Origin of the sequence: Caballeronia sp. ATUFL_M2_KS44, from assembly GCF_023630965.1 — a bacterium.
Lineage (GTDB): Bacteria > Pseudomonadota > Gammaproteobacteria > Burkholderiales > Burkholderiaceae > Caballeronia > Caballeronia concitans.
Window position 1 is genome coordinate 158,246 of record NZ_JALQEA010000067.1, and the last position, 22,729, is coordinate 180,974.

The 22,729-nt window shown below is 63.5% G+C and carries 14 protein-coding genes; 6 read left to right on the forward strand and 8 right to left on the reverse strand.

The window, feature by feature from the left end; translation table 11 throughout:
- Positions 1–44 precede the first annotated feature (44 nt).
- Complete coding sequence (locus NCR39_RS28375; RefSeq protein WP_250456115.1) at positions 45–1,430, forward strand: GntP family permease; 1,386 nt, start codon at positions 45–47, stop codon at positions 1,428–1,430.
- 472 nt (positions 1,431–1,902) lie between these two features.
- On the forward strand, positions 1,903–2,472 hold the full coding sequence (locus NCR39_RS28380) for a hypothetical protein (RefSeq protein WP_250456116.1): 570 nt from the start codon (positions 1,903–1,905) through the stop codon (positions 2,470–2,472).
- A gap of 198 nt (positions 2,473–2,670) precedes the next feature.
- Here the strand turns inward: NCR39_RS28380 and NCR39_RS28385 are convergent, their stop codons facing one another.
- Positions 2,671–7,536 (reverse strand): NAD-glutamate dehydrogenase, encoded by a 4,866-nt coding sequence (locus NCR39_RS28385; RefSeq protein WP_250456117.1) that lies wholly within the window; start codon positions 7,534–7,536, stop codon positions 2,671–2,673.
- 183 nt (positions 7,537–7,719) lie between these two features.
- Complete coding sequence (locus NCR39_RS28390) at positions 7,720–8,862, reverse strand: hypothetical protein (RefSeq protein ID WP_250456237.1); 1,143 nt, start codon at positions 8,860–8,862, stop codon at positions 7,720–7,722.
- 288 nt (positions 8,863–9,150) lie between these two features.
- Here NCR39_RS28390 and NCR39_RS28395 point away from each other — a divergent pair, with 288 nt between their 5' ends.
- The 3 genes from NCR39_RS28395 (at position 9,151) to NCR39_RS28405 (ending at position 13,738) form a co-directional block, all read left to right on the forward strand.
- Positions 9,151–9,525, forward strand: coding sequence for a hypothetical protein (locus NCR39_RS28395; protein WP_250456118.1), 375 nt, complete (start codon positions 9,151–9,153; stop codon positions 9,523–9,525).
- A 416-nt stretch (positions 9,526–9,941) separates the two neighbouring features.
- Positions 9,942–11,987: an alkaline phosphatase family protein gene (locus NCR39_RS28400; protein ID WP_250456119.1), complete on the forward strand. Its 2,046-nt coding sequence runs from the start codon at positions 9,942–9,944 to the stop codon at positions 11,985–11,987.
- Between the two features lie 200 nt (positions 11,988–12,187).
- A complete protein-coding gene (locus tag NCR39_RS28405; protein ID WP_250456120.1) occupies positions 12,188–13,738 on the forward strand; it encodes a methyl-accepting chemotaxis protein in 1,551 nt (516 codons plus the stop codon).
- 75 nt (positions 13,739–13,813) lie between these two features.
- On the opposite strand, the gene NCR39_RS28410 is transcribed toward NCR39_RS28405, so the two are convergent.
- From NCR39_RS28410 to NCR39_RS28420, 3 genes are read right to left on the reverse strand one after another with little or no spacing between them, the layout of a single operon-like run.
- Positions 13,814–14,131, reverse strand: coding sequence for an AtuA-related protein (locus NCR39_RS28410; protein ID WP_250456121.1), 318 nt, complete (start codon positions 14,129–14,131; stop codon positions 13,814–13,816).
- Positions 14,118–15,476, reverse strand: coding sequence for an acyclic terpene utilization AtuA family protein (locus NCR39_RS28415; RefSeq protein ID WP_250456122.1), 1,359 nt, complete (start codon positions 15,474–15,476; stop codon positions 14,118–14,120). Before NCR39_RS28415 ends, NCR39_RS28410 begins: the two co-directional genes overlap by 14 nt.
- Before the next feature lie 12 nt (positions 15,477–15,488).
- Entirely contained in the window at positions 15,489–16,793 is a 1,305-nt protein-coding gene (locus NCR39_RS28420) for a CitMHS family transporter (RefSeq protein ID WP_250456123.1), read from the reverse strand.
- 100 nt (positions 16,794–16,893) lie between these two features.
- Between NCR39_RS28420 and NCR39_RS28425 the strand changes: the two genes are divergently transcribed.
- Positions 16,894–17,787, forward strand: coding sequence for a LysR family transcriptional regulator (locus NCR39_RS28425; protein ID WP_250456124.1), 894 nt, complete (start codon positions 16,894–16,896; stop codon positions 17,785–17,787).
- A gap of 121 nt (positions 17,788–17,908) precedes the next feature.
- Here the strand turns inward: NCR39_RS28425 and NCR39_RS28430 are convergent, their stop codons facing one another.
- From NCR39_RS28430 to NCR39_RS28440, 3 genes are all read right to left on the reverse strand, one after another.
- Entirely contained in the window at positions 17,909–19,021 is a 1,113-nt protein-coding gene (locus NCR39_RS28430) for an NHL repeat-containing protein (protein ID WP_250456125.1), read from the reverse strand.
- 536 nt (positions 19,022–19,557) lie between these two features.
- On the reverse strand, positions 19,558–21,222 hold the full coding sequence (locus tag NCR39_RS28435) for an alpha-amylase family protein (protein WP_250456126.1): 1,665 nt from the start codon (positions 21,220–21,222) through the stop codon (positions 19,558–19,560).
- Between the two features lie 184 nt (positions 21,223–21,406).
- Positions 21,407–22,510: a purine-nucleoside phosphorylase gene (locus NCR39_RS28440; protein WP_250456127.1), complete on the reverse strand. Its 1,104-nt coding sequence runs from the start codon at positions 22,508–22,510 to the stop codon at positions 21,407–21,409.
- Between the last annotated feature and the right edge of the window lie 219 nt (positions 22,511–22,729).

Consider the following 22,729-nt stretch of genomic DNA (forward strand, 5'->3'; position numbering starts at 1 on the left):
CGACAAATACCCGCAGCAAAGTATTCAAACCAAAGATACCTTTCATGACCACTCTAGATATTGATTTGTTGCTGACCGCGCTGATCAGCGTGTTGGTGCTCGTCGCGCTCATCGTGTCGCGCATCAAGATGCATCCGCTGCTCGCCTTGCTCGTCGTATCCATTGGCGTGGGCTTCGCGACCGGCATGGAGCCGGGCAGTATCGTCAAGCACCTGACCAACGGCGCGGGCAAGACGTTGGGCGCGGTGGGAGTGGTCATCGCGCTCGGTGCGATGCTCGGCAAGATCCTCGCCGATGCGGGTATCACCGAGCAAATTGCCGAGGCCATTCTAAAGCGCGCCTCGGACCGGATGATTCCCTGGGCCATGACGCTCGTGGCCTTTGTCGTGGGCATTCCGATGTTCTTCGAAGTGGGGCTCGTCGTCATGCTGCCGCTTATCTTCAGTGTGGCGCGCAAGCTGGAAAGCCACGCGCGCTTCAAGGGCTCGGCCTATGTGTACGTCGGGGTGCCGGTGATTTCGGCGCTTGCCGCCATGCATGGCATGGTGCCGCCGCATCCGGGTCCTTTGACAGCGATCGCCACGCTCAAGACTTCGGTCGGTCCCACCATGCTGTACGGCTTTCTTGCAGCCATTCCCGCGATGATTCTCGGCGGTCCGCTCTATGGCGCACTCATTGCGCCGCGCATGACCACGAGACCCGACCAGAACCTGCTCGATCAATTCACCGTCGTCGAACAGGCCGATAGCGGCCCGCGGCCTGGCGTCGGTCTCGGCGTGCTCGCGGCCTTGCTGCCCGCACTCCTGATGCTGGTTCATGCTGTCGCGGAGATGGTGCTGCCGAAGGGCGCACCGATGCTGCACATCGCGAGTTTCCTCGGCAATCCGCTGATCGCCATGTTGCTGGGCGTCCTGTTCGCCGTTGTGGCGTTGGTTCTCGCGCGCGGCGGCGATGCCGAGCGGCTGCGTCACGCGCTCGGCACCAGTCTCAAGCCGATTGCGTCCATCATCATGATCATTGCCGGTGGCGGCGCCTTCCAGGAAATGCTGACGAGTGCGAAGGTGGGCGAGGCCATCGTGCATCTGACGCAGCACTTCGCCTTTCCCCCGCTGATCCTTGGATGGCTCATCGCCATGTTGCTCTCGGTCTCGACAGGGTCGGCCACCGTGGGCATCGTGGGCGCGGCGGGTTTGCTGGCCCCGCTGGCCGGCGCCGATCCCAGCCTCAACTTGCCCTTGCTGGCCTTGTCCGTCGGTTGCGGGTCGCTGTTCTTCAACTATGCGAACCACGCCGGCTTCTGGATGGTCAAGGAATCGTTCGGCATGACCATGGGCGAAGCCACCAAGACGATCTCGGTGGTTCAATCCATCGTGGCCGTGGTCGGTCTGGTCATGGCGCTTGTCTTTAACGCGGTAGTCCACGTTCACTGAATCCGGCGTTTGAAACGCGCCGCTGCGTTTCATCAGCGCGCGCTGTATATCGCCGATCAACGGCAGCATGTCATCACGAGGCTCGCGCGACTCCATTTGGACCTTCGGATTTCGTGAATTACACTGTCTTAGCTATGCGACCTTCATGCATAGCAGACCTATCAAGTCAATCTCGACGGACGTTCGTGCAGCCCTTCTGCGCGCGTCCGCCAACGCCAGGCCACAACCGACTGCCTGGCGAAAGCGTTTCGCCGTTCGTCATGGCCTGCACGCTTGTTTCTCGTCTCGCACTGCATAAAACGCGGGCTTTCTGACGGTCATCACCCTCTCGCATTCGCTCAGTCACGCGGCGGCAGTCGAGCTGCATTGCCGCCTCGCCGCTTTCAATCCGGGTCGGGTGCCGGAGAGCCGGGCAGCAACCCGCCCGGAGGTCCCCATGTCGCGCACTCGATTCGCTGGCAAGGAGACGACCATGAACACCAGGCATGTAAGCATTGCGTCGGCAGCAGTCGTTGCGCTTCTCGCGTTCAGTGATGTCGCGCAGGCAGGCGGGCATTGTTCGAACGAAACACTAAGAGGTCCGTTCGCTTTCATCGGTCACGGAGAGATTCTCGGACTCATCGGCACAGATGGTCAGGTGCATCCGTACGCGGCTCCATCCATCCTCGATGACGTCGCACTGGTGACATTCGACGGCATGGGTCATTTTTCGCGTACCGACTTCGGCGTGATCGGCGGATTGCCGAAAGGAGGAAAGACGACATTCAATCCTTTTCAGAGCGGCACTTATGCCGTGAACCCCGACTGCACCGGCACCATGCGAATCGTTTATGAAGCGGGCGGAGCGGTGCCTGCCGGCGTCGAGACGGACCTCAACATCGTCGTGGCGAGCGAAGGCACGCTCGTCGAATCGGTCGTGTATCGGGCTGTTACCGCAGGCGGGGCGAGCGCGGACGGTAAGGTGTCGTGTCCGCCGAACTGCGAGCAAGGCGTGCAAGAGAGCTTTGAGGGGAGGAAAGTCGCGTTCTTCGGCTACCGTTAGTCAGCGGGATCGCCACGGTCAGAACGATCTCTCGGATCTCTTCAAAAGAACGCTGTCATGGCGCGATGCATGCATTCCGCTCGTGCATCGCGCCGATGAACCGTCTTCACTCCTGTTTGCCGTCAAGTCCGATCGATGCGGGCAAGCGATACGCGCCCATGCCGATCTTCGCGTCCCGCACGGATCGCGCGGGCGAGCCTACGCCCGTTCCAGCACCGCCATCTCGCGCACCACCACCAGCAGCATCGAAAGACTCGCAGCGCCGCTCGCGCGCAGTTCCGCGAGCAGGCGCGTATAGCGATCGAGCGCATCTTGCCGCCTGGCGCGCCAGCTTTCGACGATCACGTCCGCTGCATCGATGCCGCGCGATTCTTCGAGCGCATTCACCGTCAGCGCGCGCTTGAGACGCGCCAGTTCTTCGAGCGCCGCCGCGCGCGCCAGCAAGTCCCAGTGCGTCGAGATCGGCAGCGCCATCGCGCGCTCCGCGATGCCGCGATAATCCAGCAACGTGCCGATGCCGAAGTACACGCTCGCCACAAGCTCCAGGCTGCGCCCGGAGCATGCCGCGACTTCCGCGCTGTCCAGCACCGCCGTCGCGATTTCGCCGCTCGCCACGCGCGCCGCGATGCCGCTTTCGACGCCCGCATCCTCCAGCTCGCGCCGACGCGCATACCATGCGTCGAGTTGCGCCGCAGGCAGAAGCGCCGGCAATTGCGGCGTGAGCCGCTGCGCCGCCTCGCGGCAACGCGCGAGCAGGCCCTTCGCTTCCTGCGCGCTTGCGCTGCCGCGCTTGGGTTGCCGCAGGAACCACAGCGATGTTTCATCGAGCAGGCGCACGACATCGACGAACATGCGGGCCTGCACTTCGTCCGCGACGATGTTGTCCAGCGCGTCGATGCAGCGCCACAGGTCGTCGAGATCGAAGACGTCGCGCGACATCAGCGCGGCGCGCACGATATCGCTCGGGCGCGCATCCGTTTCCTCCATCAGCCGATGCACGAACGTGCAGCCCACGCGATTCACCAGCGCATTGGTCAGATGCGTCGCGAGAATCTCGCGCTTGAGCGGATGCCGCTGCATCGCCTGGCTATGGCGTTGCTGCAAGGGCTTCGGGAAGTAATCGGGCAGCATGCCGGCGACGAGCGCGTCTTCCGGCACGTCGGATTCGAGCAGTTCGTCGTAGAGCCACATCTTTCCGTAGGCGAGCAGCACCGCGCGTTCGGGCGATGTCAGCCCCGACTTCGCCGCCGCGCGCTCGGCGATCTCGTCGTCGTTCGGCAGAAACTCGATGCGCCGCTTGAGCCGCCCCGCGCGTTCGAGAAAGCGCATCATGCGCGCTTCGGCGTCGAGCGTTTCGGCGACATGGCGCTTCGCAATGGAAAGCGCCTGCGTCTGCGCGTAGTTGTCTTTCAGCACGAGGAGGCCGACTTCATCGGTCATCTCGGCGAGCAGCGCGTTGCGTTGCTTCTCGGTCATCTCGCCGTCCGCGAGCACGAGGCCGAGCAGGATCTTGATGTTGACCTCGTGATCCGAACAGTCGACGCCTGCGGAATTATCGATTGCATCCGTGTTGATGCGCCCGCCGTGCTGCGCGAACTCGATGCGCCCCAGTTGCGTCAGGCCGAGATTGCCGCCTTCCGCGACGACCTTCACGCGCAGCTCTGCGCCGTTGACGCGCACGCCGTCGTTCGTGCGGTCTCCGACTTGCTGATGCGTCTCCGCGCTCGACTTCACGTACGTGCCGACGCCGCCGTTATAAAGCAAGTCGGCTTGTGCGAGCAGGATCGCGCGAATCAGCTCGTTCGGCGCGAGCACGGATGCGTTGATGCCCAGCGCCGCCTGCACTTGCGGCGACACCGGAATGGACTTCGCGGTGCGCGGATACACGCCGCCGCCCGTCGATATCAGCGCGGCATCGTAATCGGCCCAGCTGGAACGCGGCAACGCGAAGAGGCGTGCGCGTTCCTCGAAGCTCGTCGCGGCATCGGGCGTCGGATCGAGAAACACATGCCGATGATCGAACGCCGCGATCAGTTTGATATGACGCGAGAGCAGCATGCCGTTGCCGAACACGTCGCCGGACATGTCGCCTATGCCGACCACGGTGAAGTCGGTGGTCTGCGTATCGAAGTTCATCTCGCGGAAGTGGCGCTTCACCGACTCCCACGCGCCGCGCGCGGTGATGCCCATCTTCTTGTGGTCGTAGCCCACCGAACCGCCGGACGCGAACGCATCGTCGAGCCAGAAGCCGTATTCATGCGCGATCGCGTTCGCGTAGTCGGAGAACGTGGCCGTGCCCTTGTCGGCGGCGACCACGAGATACGGATCGTCGGGATCGTGGCGCACGACATCCGGCGGCGGCACGATGCCGTCGGGCGTGCGGTTGTCGGTCACGTCGAGCAGGCCGCGCAGGAACATGCGATAGCACGCGACGCCTTCGGCGAGAAACGCTTCGCGGTCCGTCATGGGCGGCGGATTCTTCACGACGAAGCCGCCTTTCGATCCCACCGGCACGATCACCGTGTTCTTCACCATCTGCGCTTTCATCAGGCCGAGCACTTCCGTGCGGAAATCCTCGCGTCTGTCCGACCAGCGCAGTCCGCCGCGCGCCACGCGTCCGCCGCGCAGATGCACGCCTTCCACGCGCGGCGCATAGACCCAGATTTCGAACATCGGCTTGGGTTCGGGCAGGCCCGGCACTTTCGACGGATCGAGCTTGAACGACACATACGGACGCGGCTGGCCGTTCGAATCGCGATGAAAATGATTCGTGCGCACCGTCGCCGTGATAACGCCCAAGAACTGCCGCAGGATGCGGTCCTCGTCGAGATTCGGCACCTGATCGAGCGCCGCTTCGATGTCCGCGAGCACGCGTTCGGCAGCCTTGTCGCGATCTTCGGCGGACCCGCCGCGCGCAGGATCGAAACGCATCGTGAACAATTGCAGCAGCTTCTTCGCAATCAGCGGATTGCCGATCAGCGCGCGTTCGATATACGCATCGCTGAACGTGGAGCCGACCTGGCGCAGATACTTCGCGTACGCGCGCATGATGGTCACGTCGCGCGAGCCGAATTCCGCGCGCAGCACGAGCCGGTTGAAATCGTCGTTCTCGATCTCGCCCGACCACACGCTCGCGAACGCGTTCTCGAACAGCGGCTTCACGCGGTCGATATCGAAATCGACGTCGTCCTGCAATTCGAGGCCGAAGTCGTGAATCCAGGCGTTCGGCGCGCCGGTCGGCTCGATCAGATACGGCCGCTCCTCGTCCACGCGCACGCCGAGATGTTCGAGCATCGGCAGGCTGTGCGACAGCGCGATCGGATCGCCCGCGCGATACACCTTGAAGCGAAACGCGCGCCGTCCCGCTTCGATCGGGCGATACAGACTCATCGCCAAGCCGCCGGGCCGCGCGTGCGCCGCCTCGATCAATTCGATGTCGCGCACCGCCGTGCGCGCCGGATAATCCTCGCGATAACCCGCCGGGAACGAATCGGCGTAGCGTTGCAGCAGGCGATTGCCCGCTTCTTCGCCGTGACTGTCGATGAGCGCATCGGCGAGATCGTCCTGCCAGCGTCGTGCGACCTGCACGATGCGCGTTTCGAGTTCGCGCGTATCGACTTCGGGCATGGTGCCGCGATCCGCGCGCACGACGATATGAATGCGCGCGAGCGGCGACTCGGACAGCAGCGGCGTGAACTCGATGCTCTTGCCGTTGAACGCGTCCATCAACACCTTGCTGATGCGCCGGCGCAGATCGGTGTTGAACTTGTCGCGCGGCACGAAGACGAGACAGGACACGAAGCGGTCGAAGCGGTCGCGGCGCACGAAGAGGCGCGTGCGTTGATGTTCCTGCAAGCGCAGCACGCCGAGCGCGATTTCGAAGAGCACGTCTTCGTCGGCCTGAAAGAGTTCGTCGCGCGGATATTGCTCCAGCACCGTGATCAGCGATTTCGCCAGATGGCCTTTTTCGAGGAAGCCCGCGCGCCGCACGATGTTCGCGCACTTGCGCCGCACGATCGGTATTTCCGATGTCGGCACGAGATACGCGGTCGAGGTGTACAGCCCGAGAAAGCGCCGCTCGCCCGTCACCTTGCCGTCCGGCGACGTGCGCTTCACGCCCACGTAGTCGAGATAGCCCGGCCGATGCACCGTGGCGCGCGAATTGGCCTTGGTCAGAAAGATCGGCGCCGCGCTTTCGATGATCGAGGCCGCGCCCGCAGGCAGCGGCGTGAGATCGCCGGGCGGCGTCTGGCGCAAATCCTCGCGCAGGATGCCGGTTCCCGAACCGGCCACGCCGCGCAGCGCAAAGCCGCCTTCGTGTTCGACGAGATCGTAATCGCGGCTGCCGAGGAAGGTGAAATGGTCCGCGACCATCCATTCGAGGAACGCGCGCGATTCGATGCCATCGGGCGTGGTATCGCGCGTTTTGAGTTCTCCGATGGCGGCGCGCGCGGCGTCGATTACCTTCGGCCAGTCTTCGACCGCCGCGCGCACGTCGCCCAGTACGCGCGCGATGTTGTCGCGCACTTCGTCGAGGCGCTCGGCGTCGCTGCATCGATCCACTTCGAAATGAATGAACGATTCGAGTTCGGAGTTGCCGTCGCCCGCTTCGGCGTGGCCTTGCCCGATGCGCTCGATCTCGCCCGCATGCGCGCCCTTGGCCGAACGCCACACGCGGAACACCGGATGAATCGCCGAATGCAGCGCGAGGCCGAGGCGGTTCAGCTCCATCGTCACCGAATCGACGAGGAACGGCATGTCGTCGTTGACGATTTCGACGATCGTGTGATCCGAATGCCAGCCGTGCTGCTCCAGATTCGGGTTATAGACGCGCAGCACCTCGCGCCCGCGCACGAACTTCTGCGCCGTCTGCCAGTGCGCCATGGCGGCGCCGTAGAGATCGGCGACATCGCGGCTCGCTATGTCTTCGACATCGACCTGTTCGTAGTAATAGCGCAGCAGCGGCTCGATGACCTGGAAGGCCGGCTCGGGCAATCGCCCGCGTGCGAAGTCCAGGAGATCGTTGATGAGGTGTTCGACTCGCGCTTCGTTCCTGACCAGCATGATGTCCTCCCGAGGCTTGGCGCTTCACTAGGGCCTTGCGTGCTTCGAGTGCATGCTGATTATGCGCCGCGCGGCGCGTTTGGCCTTGCGGCGGCCATGTGCGTTTGCACAACGGGAGGGCGTCGCGCTCGATGAACGCAGCGGACGTATCCGCCGCGCTCATCCGTTCCAACGCTGCTGCTGTTACTCGTTCGGCACGTTGCCTTGCGGATCGGCGGGCGTCGCCGGATCCGCATTCGCGGCGGCCGGCGCGTAGCTGATGACGTTCGGCAGTTGCGGATTGTTCGTGTTCGTGCTGTCGAGAATGCGCGACTGGATCGTCGTGTTGTCGGTCACGCCCCAGAAGTTGTTCGAGAAGTCGAGCGTGTGGATGGTCGAAGCAGAGTAGGTGCCGTGAGCCGCGATCACCATGCGGTTCGTGTTCGGCGAATTCTGCTTGAACAGGAACGAATTGTTCTTCGCGATGCCGGTCGGCGCGCCGCTCACCGGGAAATCGTCGATGAGCACGAGCGAATCGACCATGTTGACGAACAGATTGTTCTGCATGACCACCGAAGGATCGAACGCGAAGGCGGCCGAATCGACGAACGTGTTGAACTTGAGCGTCGAGTTCTTGAAGCTCGGATAGCCGTTCGTTCCCGCCTGGTACGTCGTCACGCCTGCGCGAACGATGGGCGTCACGTTCAGGCGGTAAGCCTGGCTATAGGTCATCGAGAACGGCGCGGCGGGGCTGATCTGCACGAACGCGTCTTCGAGATGCGCGTGCTGGATGCTCACCGTGCCGCCGCCCACGTTGGCGTCGACGTTGCTGACCGTCACGCCGAGGAGCTGAACCTGATCGTTGCCGCCCACGTTCAACTGCCCGGCGACGTCGATGATGCCGGTGGTCGGAATCTTCCCGATGCAATCGGATGCGCACGGCACGGGCTTCAGTCCCTCCACGGTGACGCCGTCCGGAATCGTGAGCGTCGCGCCCTTGGCGACCTGCACGGTGCCGGCGATGTAATACGGCGAACCGCTCGCCGGCCACGTCGTGTCGGCCGAGATGACGGTGCCATCGGCAATCACGGTCTGCGGTTGCGCGTAGACGTAGGCGGTGACGACCTTGCCGGACGCATCGGAGCAGACCTGCGTCGCGTCCGTCGTGAAGGGGCCGCCCGAACACACGGCGGCAGTCGAACCCGATGCGGGCGTGGCCGACGCGGGCGTGGCCGACGCGGGCGTGGCCGACGCCGCGGGCGCCGAACTCGACGCGGGCGCTGCCGACGCCGCGGATGTCGAACTCGTGGCACCGCCGCCCCCGCCGCCGCCGCACGCCGCAAGCACAACGCTCAATGCAACCGCCATCCGTGATTTCATGTTTTTCCCCGTAGTTTTTGGCCATGACTCGCCTGCTGTCGAGGCGATGAGGCACGAGGTTATCGAATGGGGCGCGCAGCCAGTGTGCGATGGTCCACTTATCGCGATGATTTTGTCTTATGTTTCGAAACCGGCTTCCCGCGTACGCATGCCGCCTTGCGCCGGTTCCCGGCCGCGGAGTTACATAAGTCACACATTCGTTGTGCACGAGCCGTGGGTTTGTTGCGTTATGTGCTCACTGTCAAAGGAGCCGACATGGCCAACATCGAAAACGCGCAATCGACATCCTGCGCAAAACGCATCTCCGGTTTGCTTGCCGTCGCGCTCGCGGTCGGCCTCTCTTTTGCGCACGCCGATGCGTCCGCGCATGTGAGCGTGGGCATCGGGTTCGGTTTTGCGCCGCCGGTGTATGCACCCGCGCCTGTGTACGTCGCGCCGCCGCCGCCTCCGCCGCCGGTCTACTATGCGCCGCCTCCGCAGCCCGCCGTCGTGTATGAAACGGCGCCCGCGCCTGTCGTCTATGGCGAGGACTGGCGCGAGCAGGCGTGGCGGGAGCACGAGTGGCGCGAGCGAAGGGAATGGCGCGAGCGCCAGGAGTACGAGCGTCGGCGTGCGTACTACGGGTATTGAACCGGAGGCTTTCCGGCTGCCTTCGACGAAAAGAAAGCGCTGGCTTTCGGCGATGCTTACCTGTCATCGAGATGCGAAACGCCTTACGGCAAGCTCACGATTGCCGATGGCATTCGATATCCGATGCGCGCCGATCGCGTCAACCCATTACATCATTCCACCGCCTTTAAGCGTTTCATAAGAAGCGCTTACCGCCACGATTCGCCGACGCCCGCGCCGCACGGTCAAAGCGAAACGCCCAGCCAGGCGGCCTGAACACAACTCGTTTTCGTGCGTCAGCGAAGCGCAGGCGTTTCGCAATCGAATGTTCCAACCAGCGTCATCCTCTGTTTCTAAGGTGCTCCCGGTAATGCGCGGTAACGAATGAAAGCCGCATTACAAGCGAAATCAAACGGCAAGTTCGCAAGGAGCTCCTTATGAACGTGGAAAGAAACAGGCTTTCGCTGGGCCGCTGCGCATTGAACGTCGCCGGCCTTGCCTCGACGATCGCACTCGCGATCTACCCGGGCCTCGCAAGCAGTCAGTCGCCGATGCCCGATGCGTCGATGGACACGGCATCGCCCATCAAGCACGTGATCGTCATCGTCGGAGAGAACCGGACTTTCGACCATGTATTCGGCGTCTACAAGCCGCGCCACGGTCAGAGCGTGTCCAATCTGCTGTCCAAGGGCATCGTCACGGAAGACGGCAAGCCCGGCCCCAACTTCTCGCTCGCCGCGCAGTACACGGCGGTCGCGAAAAACCCGAATCGGTTCGATCTCAGCCCGCGCGACAAGCGCCTGTACAGCGTCTTGCCCGCGCCGAACACGGGATCGACGGCGACCAAGGCAAGCGATACGCCCACCACCACCGACACGAGTCCGCCGCCCTTCGCGACCTACGCGGCGGCGCAGCAGCGGGAAGGCGCCGTGCTCTATGCGCAGGACATCGCGCAATTGACCTACGGGGCGACAGGGTTGCCGCAGAAGGTTCCGGATACGCGTTTCGGCGCCAACACCTTCGCGCTTCCCAATGGGCCGTATCAGATCTCCCGTGTCGGTCCTGACTACAACCAGTACATGAACAGCCCCGTGCACCGCTTCTATCAGAACTGGCAGCAGTCGGATTGCAACGTCGCGCATGCGACCAGCGACAACCCGAGCGGATGCAAGATGGATCTCTTCGCATGGGTCGAGACGTCGGTGGGCGCGGGATCGAACGGCGGCCCGATACCGGCCAACTTCACGGATCAGTCGACGGGCGAGGGCGCGACCGCGCTCGGCTACTACAACGTGAATACGGGCGACATGCCGTACTTCTATCGACTCGCGCGGGAATACACGATCAGCGACAACTACCATCAACCGGTGATGGGCGGCACGGGCGCGAACAGCATCATGATCGGCACGGCGGACGCGCTCTACTACACCGACGGAAAAGGGAACGCCGCGCGGCCACCGCAGTTGCAGATCGAAAATCCGCGGCCGCAGGCGAACACCAACAACTGGTACACGCAAGACGGCTATTCCGGCGGCTCGTACAGCAACTGCTCCGACAGGAGCCAGCCGGGCGTCGGCGCGGTGCGTCGATATCTGGATTCGCTGCCGTATCATCCGGACGCGAATTGCTCGCCGGGCAAGTGGTATCTGCTCAACAACTACAACCCGGGCTATAACGGCAACGGCAGCGTGAACACGAGCGAATTCACGATCCCGCCTTCGCCTGTCCGCACGATCGGCGACACCTTGCTCGAAAAGAGCATCTCGTGGAAGTACTACGGTGAAGGATGGCAGACGTTCGCCGCGCAATCGCCGACCAGCGTGTATTGCAACATCTGCAATCCGTTCCTGTACGAATCGGCGATCATGACGAAGCCCGATATCGTGAAGGCGCACCTTCAGGACACGAGCGATCTTTATGCGGACATATCGAATGGCACCTTGCCCGCGGTGTCGTTCGTGAAGCCCGGCGGCTTGCTCGACGGCCATCCCGAATCGTCCAAGTTCGGTCTCTTCGAAGCCTTCACGCACAAGCTCGTCGATGCCGTGAAGAACAATCCGGCGTTGTGGGCGTCCACGGCGATTTTCATCACGACGGACGAGGGCGGCGGCTACTACGACTCGGGCTACATTCAGCCGGTCGATTTCTTCGGCGACGGTCCGCGCATTCCGCTGATCGTCGTGTCGCCCTATTCGCGCGGCGGGCGCGTGGTTCACGAGTATGCGGATCACGCGTCGATCGTGAAATTCATCGACCGCAACTGGAAGCTTTCGCCGATCACATCGCGCAGCCGCGACAATCTGCCGAATCCGGTTCAGCAGCCCGATAATCCTTATGTTCCGGTCAATTCGCCCGCAATAGGCGATCTTTTCCAGTCCTTCCGATTCGATCATGACCACCGTCGCGACGACGACCACGGCCACGGCCACGATTCGAAGGACGACGACGACGCGCCGGGCGCCAAGGGCATGTTGCCGTTCTGAGTCGCGCAATCGTTCGGGGCCGCTTCGGCGGCCTTATTTGCCGCACGCGTCACTTACGGTTTTGAAAGGAGATGAATGGTAGTCCTCGGTTCTTGAGGATTTGGGCGATTTCGCGCGCGCATACCCGAATCACGGCACTCAAGAATTTCTGCAGTACGTCGTTAAAAGCCGGGAGACGCAACGACATGACCGAGGACTCCGTGAAACTGACCTTTAGCCAGAAACTGTGGCTTCCCCTTATCCTGAGCATCGTGCTCGCCGCTTCGGTCACGCTGATCGATGCCTACCGGCTTCGGCAAGTGCGCTTCGATGAGCGCAAGAACGACCTCGTTCACGCCACGCAAGTCGGCCTCTCGACCGTGAAAGCCTTCGCGGACCAGGCCGCCGCGGGAAAGATCACTGAGGACGAGGCCAAGGCCCGCGCGCTCGACGCGATCAAGGGCACGCGCTACGGGGAAGGCGGCACAGGCTATTTCACGGTGATGAACTTCGAGCCTGTCATCCTGATGCACCCGTTCCATCCGGAACTGGTCGGCAAGAACCAGGATAGCTACACCGACCCCAACGGCGTCGCGCTTTATCACGACACGGTCGCCCGCGTGAAAAGCGACGGCGGCGGCTTCGTGAACTACTCGTTCACCAAGCCCGGACTCTCCGGCGTGTTCCCGAAGACGGCCTACGCTGCGAGCTACGCGCCGTGGGGCTGGATTCTGCAGACGGGCGCTTATGTCGATGACATCGACGCCGCGTTCCGCACCTCGCTGTATCAGAGCCTCGCCGTGCTGCTGCTCGCGGCTGCCGCGATGGCCGCCATCGTCGTGTGGATCAATCGCGGCATCCTGCGTTCGCTGGGCGGCGATCCCGCATATGCTGCGCAGATTGCCAGCCGTATTGCGGACAACGACCTGACGGTGGTGGTCGAAACGGCTTCGAGCGACCAGAACAGCCTCTTGCATTCGATGAAGCGCATGCAGCAGCAACTGCAGGCGATGCTCCGCGAAATCCATGTGTCGAGCGAGTCGATTGTCTCGGCGGTATCGCAGATTGCGGCGGGCAATCAGGACCTGTCGCAGCGAACCGAAGAGCAGGCGGCATCGCTCCAGGAAACTGCATCAAGCATGGAAGAACTGACCTCGACCGTGAAGAACAACGCGGAAAGCGCCAGGCAGGCCAGCCACATCGCGACGACGGCGATGGAGACCGCGCAGCGCGGCGGCGGCGTCGTGCAGCAGGTGGTCGAAACGATGGACGGCATCAACGCGAGTTCGGACCGCATCGCCGAGATCGTCGGGACCATCGAGAGCATCGCGTTCCAGACGAACATCCTTGCGCTGAACGCCGCCGTCGAAGCAGCGCGCGCCGGTGAAGAAGGGCGCGGCTTCGCGGTGGTCGCCTCCGAAGTCCGGTCGCTCGCGCAACGCAGCGCGGCGGCGTCGAAGGAGATCAAGGCATTGATCGACGATTCGGTGAATCGCGTGAAGGCGGGCTCCGGCTACGTGGATGTCGCCGGCGCGACCATGGAAGAAATCCTGCAATCGGTCAAGCGCGTGACGGATATCGTGAGCGAGATCGCGGCCGCCTCCGCCGAGCAGAGCAAGGGCATCGGCGAGGTCAATCTGGCCGTCACCCAGATGGACGCCGTCACGCAGCAGAACGCGGCGCTCGTGGAGCAGGTTTCCGCTGCCGCGTTTTCGATGAAGTCTCAGGCCGACCAACTCAGTTCGAAGGTGAAGCGATTCAGGGTCCAGTAAGACGCACCAACCAACGCAAAAGTCCGCGCATGTCGCGGACTTTTGCATGGCGTGCTGTGCAAGGGCGGACGCGACTCAATCCGCCACAGGCGCCTCGATGTCGATATCGAGCAGCGCCGAACTCATCGACTTGCCGTGTGCGTCGAGCGCGAGCGAACGCGTGACGCCGCCGCCGAGCGCATGGCCGAGCACGAAGTTGAACGCGCCGAGATGCGGCAACTCGTAGCGCACGACATCGCCTTTCACGACATCCGCGAGATGCGCCTTCACGCGTTCGGGCGTCAGTTGCGCGTGCAGATGCGCGTAGTGCTTCGCGTCGAAGCAGATCACCGAGACGTTCAGCGTGTTGCCTTTGTCGCCGGTGCGGCCGTGCGCCAGTTCACGCAGTTTCATCGCTTGTCTCCACGAATTCGAAAACGGGCTTCACGTGCTCGCGCGCGAGCAGCACGGACTGCACGGCGATGACTTCGCGCGTCGCCTTCGTCACGCCGCCGCCGCCCGCCGGGCCGTTGGTATAGAGCGTTTCGACTTCGTTGCCGATGCGCGCCGCTTCCTTCGCATTCGCCGTGCGCCCCGTCACGCGCACGCGCACTTCGCAAGGCTCGTCGTGCTGAGAAGCGAGCGCGTCGCCATAAAGCGCATTCACGCCGATCAGGTCGAAGCGCAACTCGCTCGTATCGACGCCCGTTATCGCGAGCCGCTCGCGCACGATATCGAGCGCGAACCGCGCACGCTCCACCGCGCCCGGACCGCCGTAGGAAATCTGTCCTTCGCCGATGTAGCCGTCGGCATACGCGACCGAAACTTTCAGCGTATCCGTGCGCGCATGGCCGCGTCCGCCCGACACGCGCACGCGGTCCGGCGCTTCCTGCGTCACGCGAACCTGCGTGAAATCCGCGACGACATCCGGCTGGTAGTAACGCGCCGGATCGTGGATCTCGTAGAGCAGTTGCTCCTTGCACGTCGCCTCGGTCACAGAGCCGCCCGCATGCGGCACTTTCGTCACGACGACCGCGCCGTCCGCGCTCACCTCGCCAATCGGAAAGCCGAGACGCGCGAGATTGCCGACGTCCTTGTAACCGGGATCGGCAAAATAGCCGCCCGTCACCTGTCCCGCGCATTCGAGCAAATGACCGACGACGGTCGCCTGCCCGAGCGTGTTCCAGTCGTCCATGCGCCAGCCGAATGCGTGGATGAGCGGCGCCGTGAACAGCGACGGATCCGCCACGCGCCCCGTCAACACGATATCCGCGCCCGCCGCGAGCGCATCGACGATAGCCGTCGCGCCGAGATACGCATTCGCCGACACGATGCGATCCGCATACGCGGCCACATCGTCGCCGGATTCCTCGAATCGCATGCGCGAACGCAGGACGATATCGAGCACGTCGTCGCCGGTGACCGCGGCGATCTTCAATCCGTGCAAGCCGAGTTCACGCGCGATCTGCGCCGTCTTTCTCGCCGCCGCGCGCGGATTGGCCGCGCCCATGTTCGAGATGATGCGCACGCCGTTCTTCGCCGCGACCGGCAGCACGGCGCGCATGCGCGCTTCCAGTAGAGGATCGTAGCCAAGCGAAGGATCGTGGCGGCGCGCCTGCTGCGCGATGGCGATCGTGCGTTCGGCGAGGCACTCGAACACGAGATAGTCGAGCGCGCCGTGCTCCGCGAGTTCGACGGCGGGCTCGATGCGGTCGCCCGAATAGCCAGCGCCCGCGCCGATTCTGATGGTGTCTTTCATGATGCTTGTCCCTTACAACGGAAACACGCCCAGCACGACGCACGCAATCGTCATGACGATCGACGCGCCGAACAGCAGCGGGAACGTGAACTTCTGATGATCCGCGAGATCGATGCCGCACAAGCCGACGACGAGAAACGTCGCGGGCGTGAGCGGACTCACGGGGAAGCCGGTCGTCATCTGGCCGAGCAGCGCGGCCTGGCCGACATGCACCGCCGGCACGCCCAGTTGCGACGCCACTTCGGCAATGACCGGCAGCACGCCGAAATAGAAGGAATCGGGATCGAAGAGCATGGAGAGCGGCATCGACAGAAGGCCGAGCGCGACCGGAATGTGGCCGGCCATCGCGGGCGGCACGAAGCCGACGGCCGCCTGCGCCATCGCCTTCAACATGCCGCTGCCCTGCATGACGCCGGTGAACACGCCCGCCGCGAGCAGAATGCCGGCCATCATCAGCGCGGCGCGCGCGTGAGCGTCGATGCGCTTGCGCTGCATGTCGACGTTCGGGTAGTTCACCATCAGCGCGATGCACAGTCCGACCATGAACATGATCGCGGGCGGAATCTTCTCGCCCATCACGACCATCGTGCCGAGCACGACGATCGTCAGCACGATGTTGAACCAGAAGTTCTTCGGGCGGCGCAGCGCCTGTTCCTCCGGCGTGAGTTCGCGCTTCGGAACGGGAATCGCACCGCTCGCGCTCGAATAACCGAGGCGCTTTTCCTCGCGACGCCCGAGCCACCACGCCATGCCGAACACGAACACGAGGCCGATCGCCTGCACCGGAATCAGCGGATTGAAGAGCGATGAAATCGGCAGATGCAGCGAGGCGGACGCGCGGATCATCGGCCCGGTCCACGGCAGGAAGTTGATGCCCGCCGCCATCGAAACGGCCGCCGCGAGCACGCGCTTGTCCATCTTGAGGCGATCGTAGAGCGGCAGCATCGCGGGGATCGTCACGAGAAAGCACACGGCGCCGGAGCCGTCGAGATGGATGAGCAGCGCGAGCAGCGTCGTGCCCATCACGATGCGCGTTGGTTTCGTGCCGACCGCGCGCAGGATGCGGTCGATGATCGGATCGAGCGTGCCCGCATCCGTGATCGTGCCGAAATAGAGAATCGCGAACACGAACATGCCGACGACGGGCGCGAGACTCTTCAGTCCGTCGATGACGAACTTGCTCGTGGAGAAGCCGAAGCCGCCGATCAGCGACGCCGCGATCGGCACGATGATGAGCGCGACGAGCGGCGACATGCGCTTCGAAAGAATCGCCCCGAGCAGGACGACGATGGTGGCCAGGCCGAGCAACGGCAGCATGAGTCTGTCTCCGAATCTTGTTTTTTGATGTAGCCGAGAGTAAGTTCGAAGCGGCGATAACACAATTGAAATGATTTGATCGCAGCTATCACGAACCATAATGGATTTGAATCTTCGCGATATTCGCGCGCTCGTCGCGGTTGCCGAGGCGGGCAGCTTCACGCGCGCGGCCGAGCGGCTGCATCTGTCGCAGCCCGCACTGACCGTGCAGATACGCAGGCTGGAGGAAGCGGTCGGCGCGCGGCTGTTCGATCGCAACAGCCGCAACGTCGCGCTGACGCCGACGGGCCGCGAACTGCTGCCGCTTCTGCGCAAGTCGCTGCGCGACATGGAAAGCGTGCTGCGCGATGCGCGCGCGTTGGGCATCGGGGAGAGCGGCACGATTCGTATCGCGTGCCTGCCGACGTTCGCGGCGAGCGTGTTGCCCGAACTGATCATCGGCATGAAGCGCGACGTGCCGCGCGCGGTGTTCCAGATTCGCGATGTCGTGGCGAGCACCGTCAATGCGCTCGTGCGCGACGAGGAAGCGGACATCGGCCTGACCGGCGGCGAAGTGCTCGACCCGATGCTCGAAGTGCTGCATGCGGGCGTGGACCGGCTCGTCGCGGTGTGTCCGAAGGAGCATGCGCTCGCGAGGAAGCGTCGTATCGGCCTGAGCGATCTGGCGCGGTTGCCGCTCGTGCTCACCGCGCCGGGAACGAGCGTGCGCGCGGTCGTCGATGCAGCGCTCAGTCAGTCGATCGGGCCGCTCGATATCGCGTGCGAACCCACGTACATGATGACCGCCGTGGCGATGGTGCGTGCCGGGCTGGGCGTGACCATCCTGCCGGAGACCGCGCGCGAGGTGGGCGCGGAACCGGGGCTCGTCGTCAAGAAGATCGATCATCCGGCGTTCGTGCGATCGATCGCGATCGTGAAGAAAAGAGGCCGGACCTTGCCGGCGATCACCGACAAGTTCGTGCAGCGGATGCGTCAGAGCGTCAGGACGCGGTGAGCCTGGCGCGGGTCGGAGTGCGGCGCACGGGTTTGAGCGTCGGCGGCGAATCTGCCGGTCGCATTCAGAAGGCGAACCTCAGCATCGCAGGCAACGGCTGCGCGATCGGACAGGCAGTTCCCTAACGCCGACCATCATCCCCTTCATAAGCCAGCGTCGCAGGGTCGGTCCTGAAGAAGCTGAGATAAAACGGCGCCGTGAGCTTGCCCGATGGCGGAACGATCGTCCAATAGCCTTTGGTCACCACATCGTATTTGCGCACCTCGCCGTTCTGCAGAAACGCGACGTAGAGATAACCGCCCGGACCGAACACGAGCGCCTGGGTCGACGTGCGCGGCTGACCCGGAGCATCGAGTGGAATGAAGTCGAGTTGCGGCGCGGAACGTCGATAAATGCGATCTTCAGCGCGCAGAATCAGTATCCGGTCGATGTCCGCGTCCAAGGTGGAGTTCTTGAAGCTCGTGACGAACAGGTCGCCATTCGGCGCGAACGCGAGCCCCTCGGGCCGGTTCAAATGGTTGACGTCGTTGGCGCAATCGGGCGAATTCGACAGCACCGTGTCCTTGTACGCGAGTGTCGCAGGGTCGAACCGCACGACCTTGCCGCCGCAACCGCCGGGAAGATACGCGAGGGTGACCCACAGATACCCGTCCGGTCCGAGCACCAGCCCGCGCGGCCGGAATTCCGTGCCAAGGGCATCGGTCTTCGGATTCATGTCAGCCACGAATGTGGCTTTGCCGTGCCTGACATCGAAGGCGAGCAGCTTGCCGTTGACGTTGTTGTTCGGATCGCCCATATCGGCGATGAACAGCCGCTTGCCATTGCCGCGCTGCACGAGCACGATGCCTCGCGGGGCGAGCGGCGCATGCGGATCGTCGCGAGAAACCAGCGGCGTGCCGGGTTCGACACCGCGTCCATACTGCAGCACTTCGCCATTGAAGGGCAGATTGACGTTCTGATTGGCGACGATCATCCGGCCATCATCGAAGACGATGCCCGTTGGGCCCGCCAGGCCGCCGCTCGCGTCCGGCAATTGATAGAGAAGCTCGCCCGAGCGCGCATCGAAGAACTTGACGGTGGAGTGCTGCGGCGGTGCGTTCGGATCGTCAGCCGGTCCGGTGTCGCCGATCGCGAGCACGTCGTTGGCTGCACGATGCGCGTACTGCGCGTTCTTGTCGTCCGATCGTGCGTTCGCAGCGCTTAGAAGCGCGGCCGCGCATAACGCGACGTTCATGAGCAACCGGACTCGACTCGGGTTCTTCATCATAACGGGCTCCTGATTGATCGGATTGTTCACTTTGACTTTTTGCGCGACGGGACATCGTGATCTTCAATGTAGGTCGAATTTGCGTCGTTGGTAGTCCAAATTGAGTGACTTGAATATGTCGCAATTCCGCATTGATCGAATGAGCCGTTCGTAGAAATGGAGGGGCTTGGAATGTCGCACGACCGTTCCATCCATTCTGTGTCGGACCGGCTATGTCCAGTGCTTGTTCGATTCGCCATCGGCATGGGCGTGTGCGCCGTCGAAGCAAGCGCTTACGACGGCACGTTGAACGCGACGGGGAGCTTTTGCCTGATCAATCCGCGAGGGATGCTGATCGGACGCATCGGCACTCGACATCGACAACGACAACAACGCGTTCATGGCACGCGGTCCCTTGACGACCAAGGGACTCGTCGTGAATCCAGGGCGAATCGGCCTTGCCGCCGGACGCGACGCCCCCCGTGCTGCCATCGGTTCGCGTGCGATGCGCGATCAACCGCCGCTCACACTTCGCTTCGCTTGAGCAGATAGTCGAGCCCGCCGGACCGGAACCATCGATACCCATACGGCTCCAGCACGACGGTGTGCTGTCCTTTCGCGTTGCCCTGGCTGTGATCGTCCGACAGCAGATTCACGAGCGTCGCGCTCTCGCCGGTATCCGGGCGGACCTGGAACTTCACCGTGCAGGCGGCGGCGCTGAAGTTGTGCAGGCAGACGACCGAGTTGTTGCGCCACGCGTAGCGCAGCGCGAGCACGTCGTCGCGCGAGGTGCGCAGGATGTCGAAATCGCCCCAGCTTATTTCGGGCACTTCCTTGCGCATGCGGATCATGCGCTCGATCCAGTTCAGCAGCGAGTTCGGCTCGCGCCGCTGACTCGCCACGTTCACGCGCTCGAAGCCATACGGTCCGCCCGAAATCACCGGACACACCGGACGCGTGTGTTTCGTGAAGCCGGCATGCGGCTCGGTGGACCATTGCATCGGCGTGCGGACGCTTTCGCGCTCGGGCAGGCGCAGGTCGTCGCCCATGCCGATTTCATCGCCGTAACGCACGACGGGCGTGCCCGGCAGCGTCAGCATCAGGCTGTACGCCAGTTCCAGCCGATGCCGGTCGCCATCGAGCATCGGCGCAAGACGCCGGCGAATGCCGCGATCGTAGAGCTGCATGTCCGGCTCGGGGGCGAACGCGGCGAACACGGTTTCACGCTGCTTGAGCGTCAGCCTGCCGAGATCGAGTTCATCGTGGTTTCTCAGGAATACGCCCCACTGAGCCGATGCCGCTCGCGGCTTGGTCGCCTCCAGCGCTTTCTTGAGAGGCGCCGTGTCCGCGCTCGCGAGCGCATAGAACGTGTTCTGATTGACCTGGAAGTTGAACATCATTTGCAGCCGCTCGCCGGCATCGCCGAAGTACTTCATGTCGGCGTCGGGCAGCACGTTGGCTTCCGCGAGAATGATCGCGTCGCCTTCGCGCCATTGCAGAAACTCGCGGAACATGCGCAGCATGTCGTACTGCTCGACCGGCCTTTTAACCTGAGCGCCTTTGGTCGCGATGACGAACGGCACGGCATCCATGCGGAATCCCGAGACGCCGAGCTGGGTCCAGAAGCCCATGATCTTCAGCAACTCGGCCTGCACGTAAGGGTTGGCCGTGTTCAGGTCGGGCTGGAAGTCGTAGAAGCGGTGGAAGTACCACATGCGCGCTTCCTTGTCGTACGTCCAGGTCGACTTCTGCACGCCGGGAAACACGACGCCGTCGTCCGCGCCGGCCGGCCGCTTCTTCGACCACACATACCAGTCGCGATATTTCGATGCCGGGTCGCGCCGCGCCTCCTTGAACCACGGATGCTGGTCCGACGTGTGGTTGACGACGAGATCGATCATCACGCGAAGTCCGCGCTGGCGGCACGCGTGCGTGAACTCCGTGAAGTCGCCGAGCGTGCCGTAGCGCGGATCGACGTTGTAGTAATCGGAGATGTCGTAGCCGTTGTCGCGGCCCGGCGACGGCTGAAAAGGCATCAGCCATAGGGTGGTGATGCCGAGCCCCTGAAGATAGTCGAGACGGCGCACGAGTCCCTGGAAATCGCCGATGCCGTCGCCGTTCGCGTCCATGAACACGCCCACGGACAGGCAGTAGATGACAGCGTTCTTGTACCAGAGGTCGTTGACCATGCGCGTTGATCGAAGGCCGGTTGATGAGCGGACGATCGCGCTGGCGGGCGGCCCGGCGCGGGAGATTCAGTGTAATCGTCAATCGCCGGGCACGACAACTTGATGCAACTCCCTAGCGAATCGTTTGCGGGAGAGCGCCGTAGTGCGTCGTTCACCACGAACGTCTCTCCCCCGACGTGCGTCGTCAATGCGCGGGAACGCCTTTGCGCCACGCGCCCCAGTGCGTGACGATCTCCTTCACGACCGGGCTGCCGGTCAAGTACAGGTTCTGAATGGCGGGCGCGAAGCCGCCCTGTGCGGAATAGTTCAAGAGATTGTCCGCAGCCGTCTGCCCCCGATACGGCCGGTCGAAGTCCGAGCCGGCCCTGAGCACGGCGACGCGCGACAGATCCACCCGCTTCGCGCTCGCCGCACGCTTGAGCGCTTCGTATGTCGCGTTGTCTTCCTGCTGCGTCGTGCAATAGACGCCTTTGCCGTCGGTCAAGAGACGCGTCCAGTCGCGCGCGCGTTCGCCGATGAATTTGCCGGACCACCAGGTGTCGCCTGCAAGCGTGTCGCACTGGATGACGGTAGGCGGCTGATTCGCCGGCGCGTAGCTGAACTTCGCGCGCGCGACTTTCGCCTCGTCGCTGTCGGACAGTTTGACGTTGCGCGAGATGCCGTAGGCGGCATCCGCGAGCGATGCGTTGAGCGCGAACACCTCCGTGCGGTAATCGAGCGGCGGCTTGTCCGTCGGACTCTTCGTATTGATGCCGAGGAAGCCGGTCGGCCAGTCGGCGGGCTTCTCGCGTGCGTCGAGTTCCCACTGGATGCCGAAATCGACGAGATACTTCGCCCATGCCGCCGAACCGAGCGTCCCGCGAGCCGGATCGATCCCCGCGATTCCCGCGACCAGAAAATAGGTGTGCCGCAGATCGAACTGATCGGAGAAGCCCAGCGCCATGATGGACGCCGCCGCGTTCGTATGGCCCATGCCGGTGGTCATCACGCAGACGTCGTCGCGATTGCAATTGACATTGGGATAGTCCGGCGACAGCCCCGGCACCTGCACGGCTTGCCACGGGCCGAGATTGTCCAGCCAGACCTGGCCTTCGGGGCCAAACATCGAAATGATCATCACTTTGACATGCCGGCCGCCATCGCCGTGCCGCCCGGAGTCGTGGTCGATATCGTCCTGCGCATAGGCGCAAGCAGTGAACAGGGAGACGCTCGCCAGGGCGGCGGCTAGAACGCGTGGGTAGAAGAAGCGTGGAGCGGGATTCGGGCGAGACGCGGCAGCTTTTGTCATGGCGGGCATCATCCTCGTAAAGGTTCGAACCTCGAAGGAAGGCCGCACGCGTCGGACGACCCGTGCGGCCACCGAGACCGATTATAGTGGCGCGAGTCGGGCGCCGATGATGCCGCCGCGCAGCCGTGATTCCTATCTCATCGCGAGGCAGCGCCTGAGCGCGGCCGGTCTCCAGCGGTCCATGCGGCGCTGCCGCCGGACGACGTCGCCGCATACGGC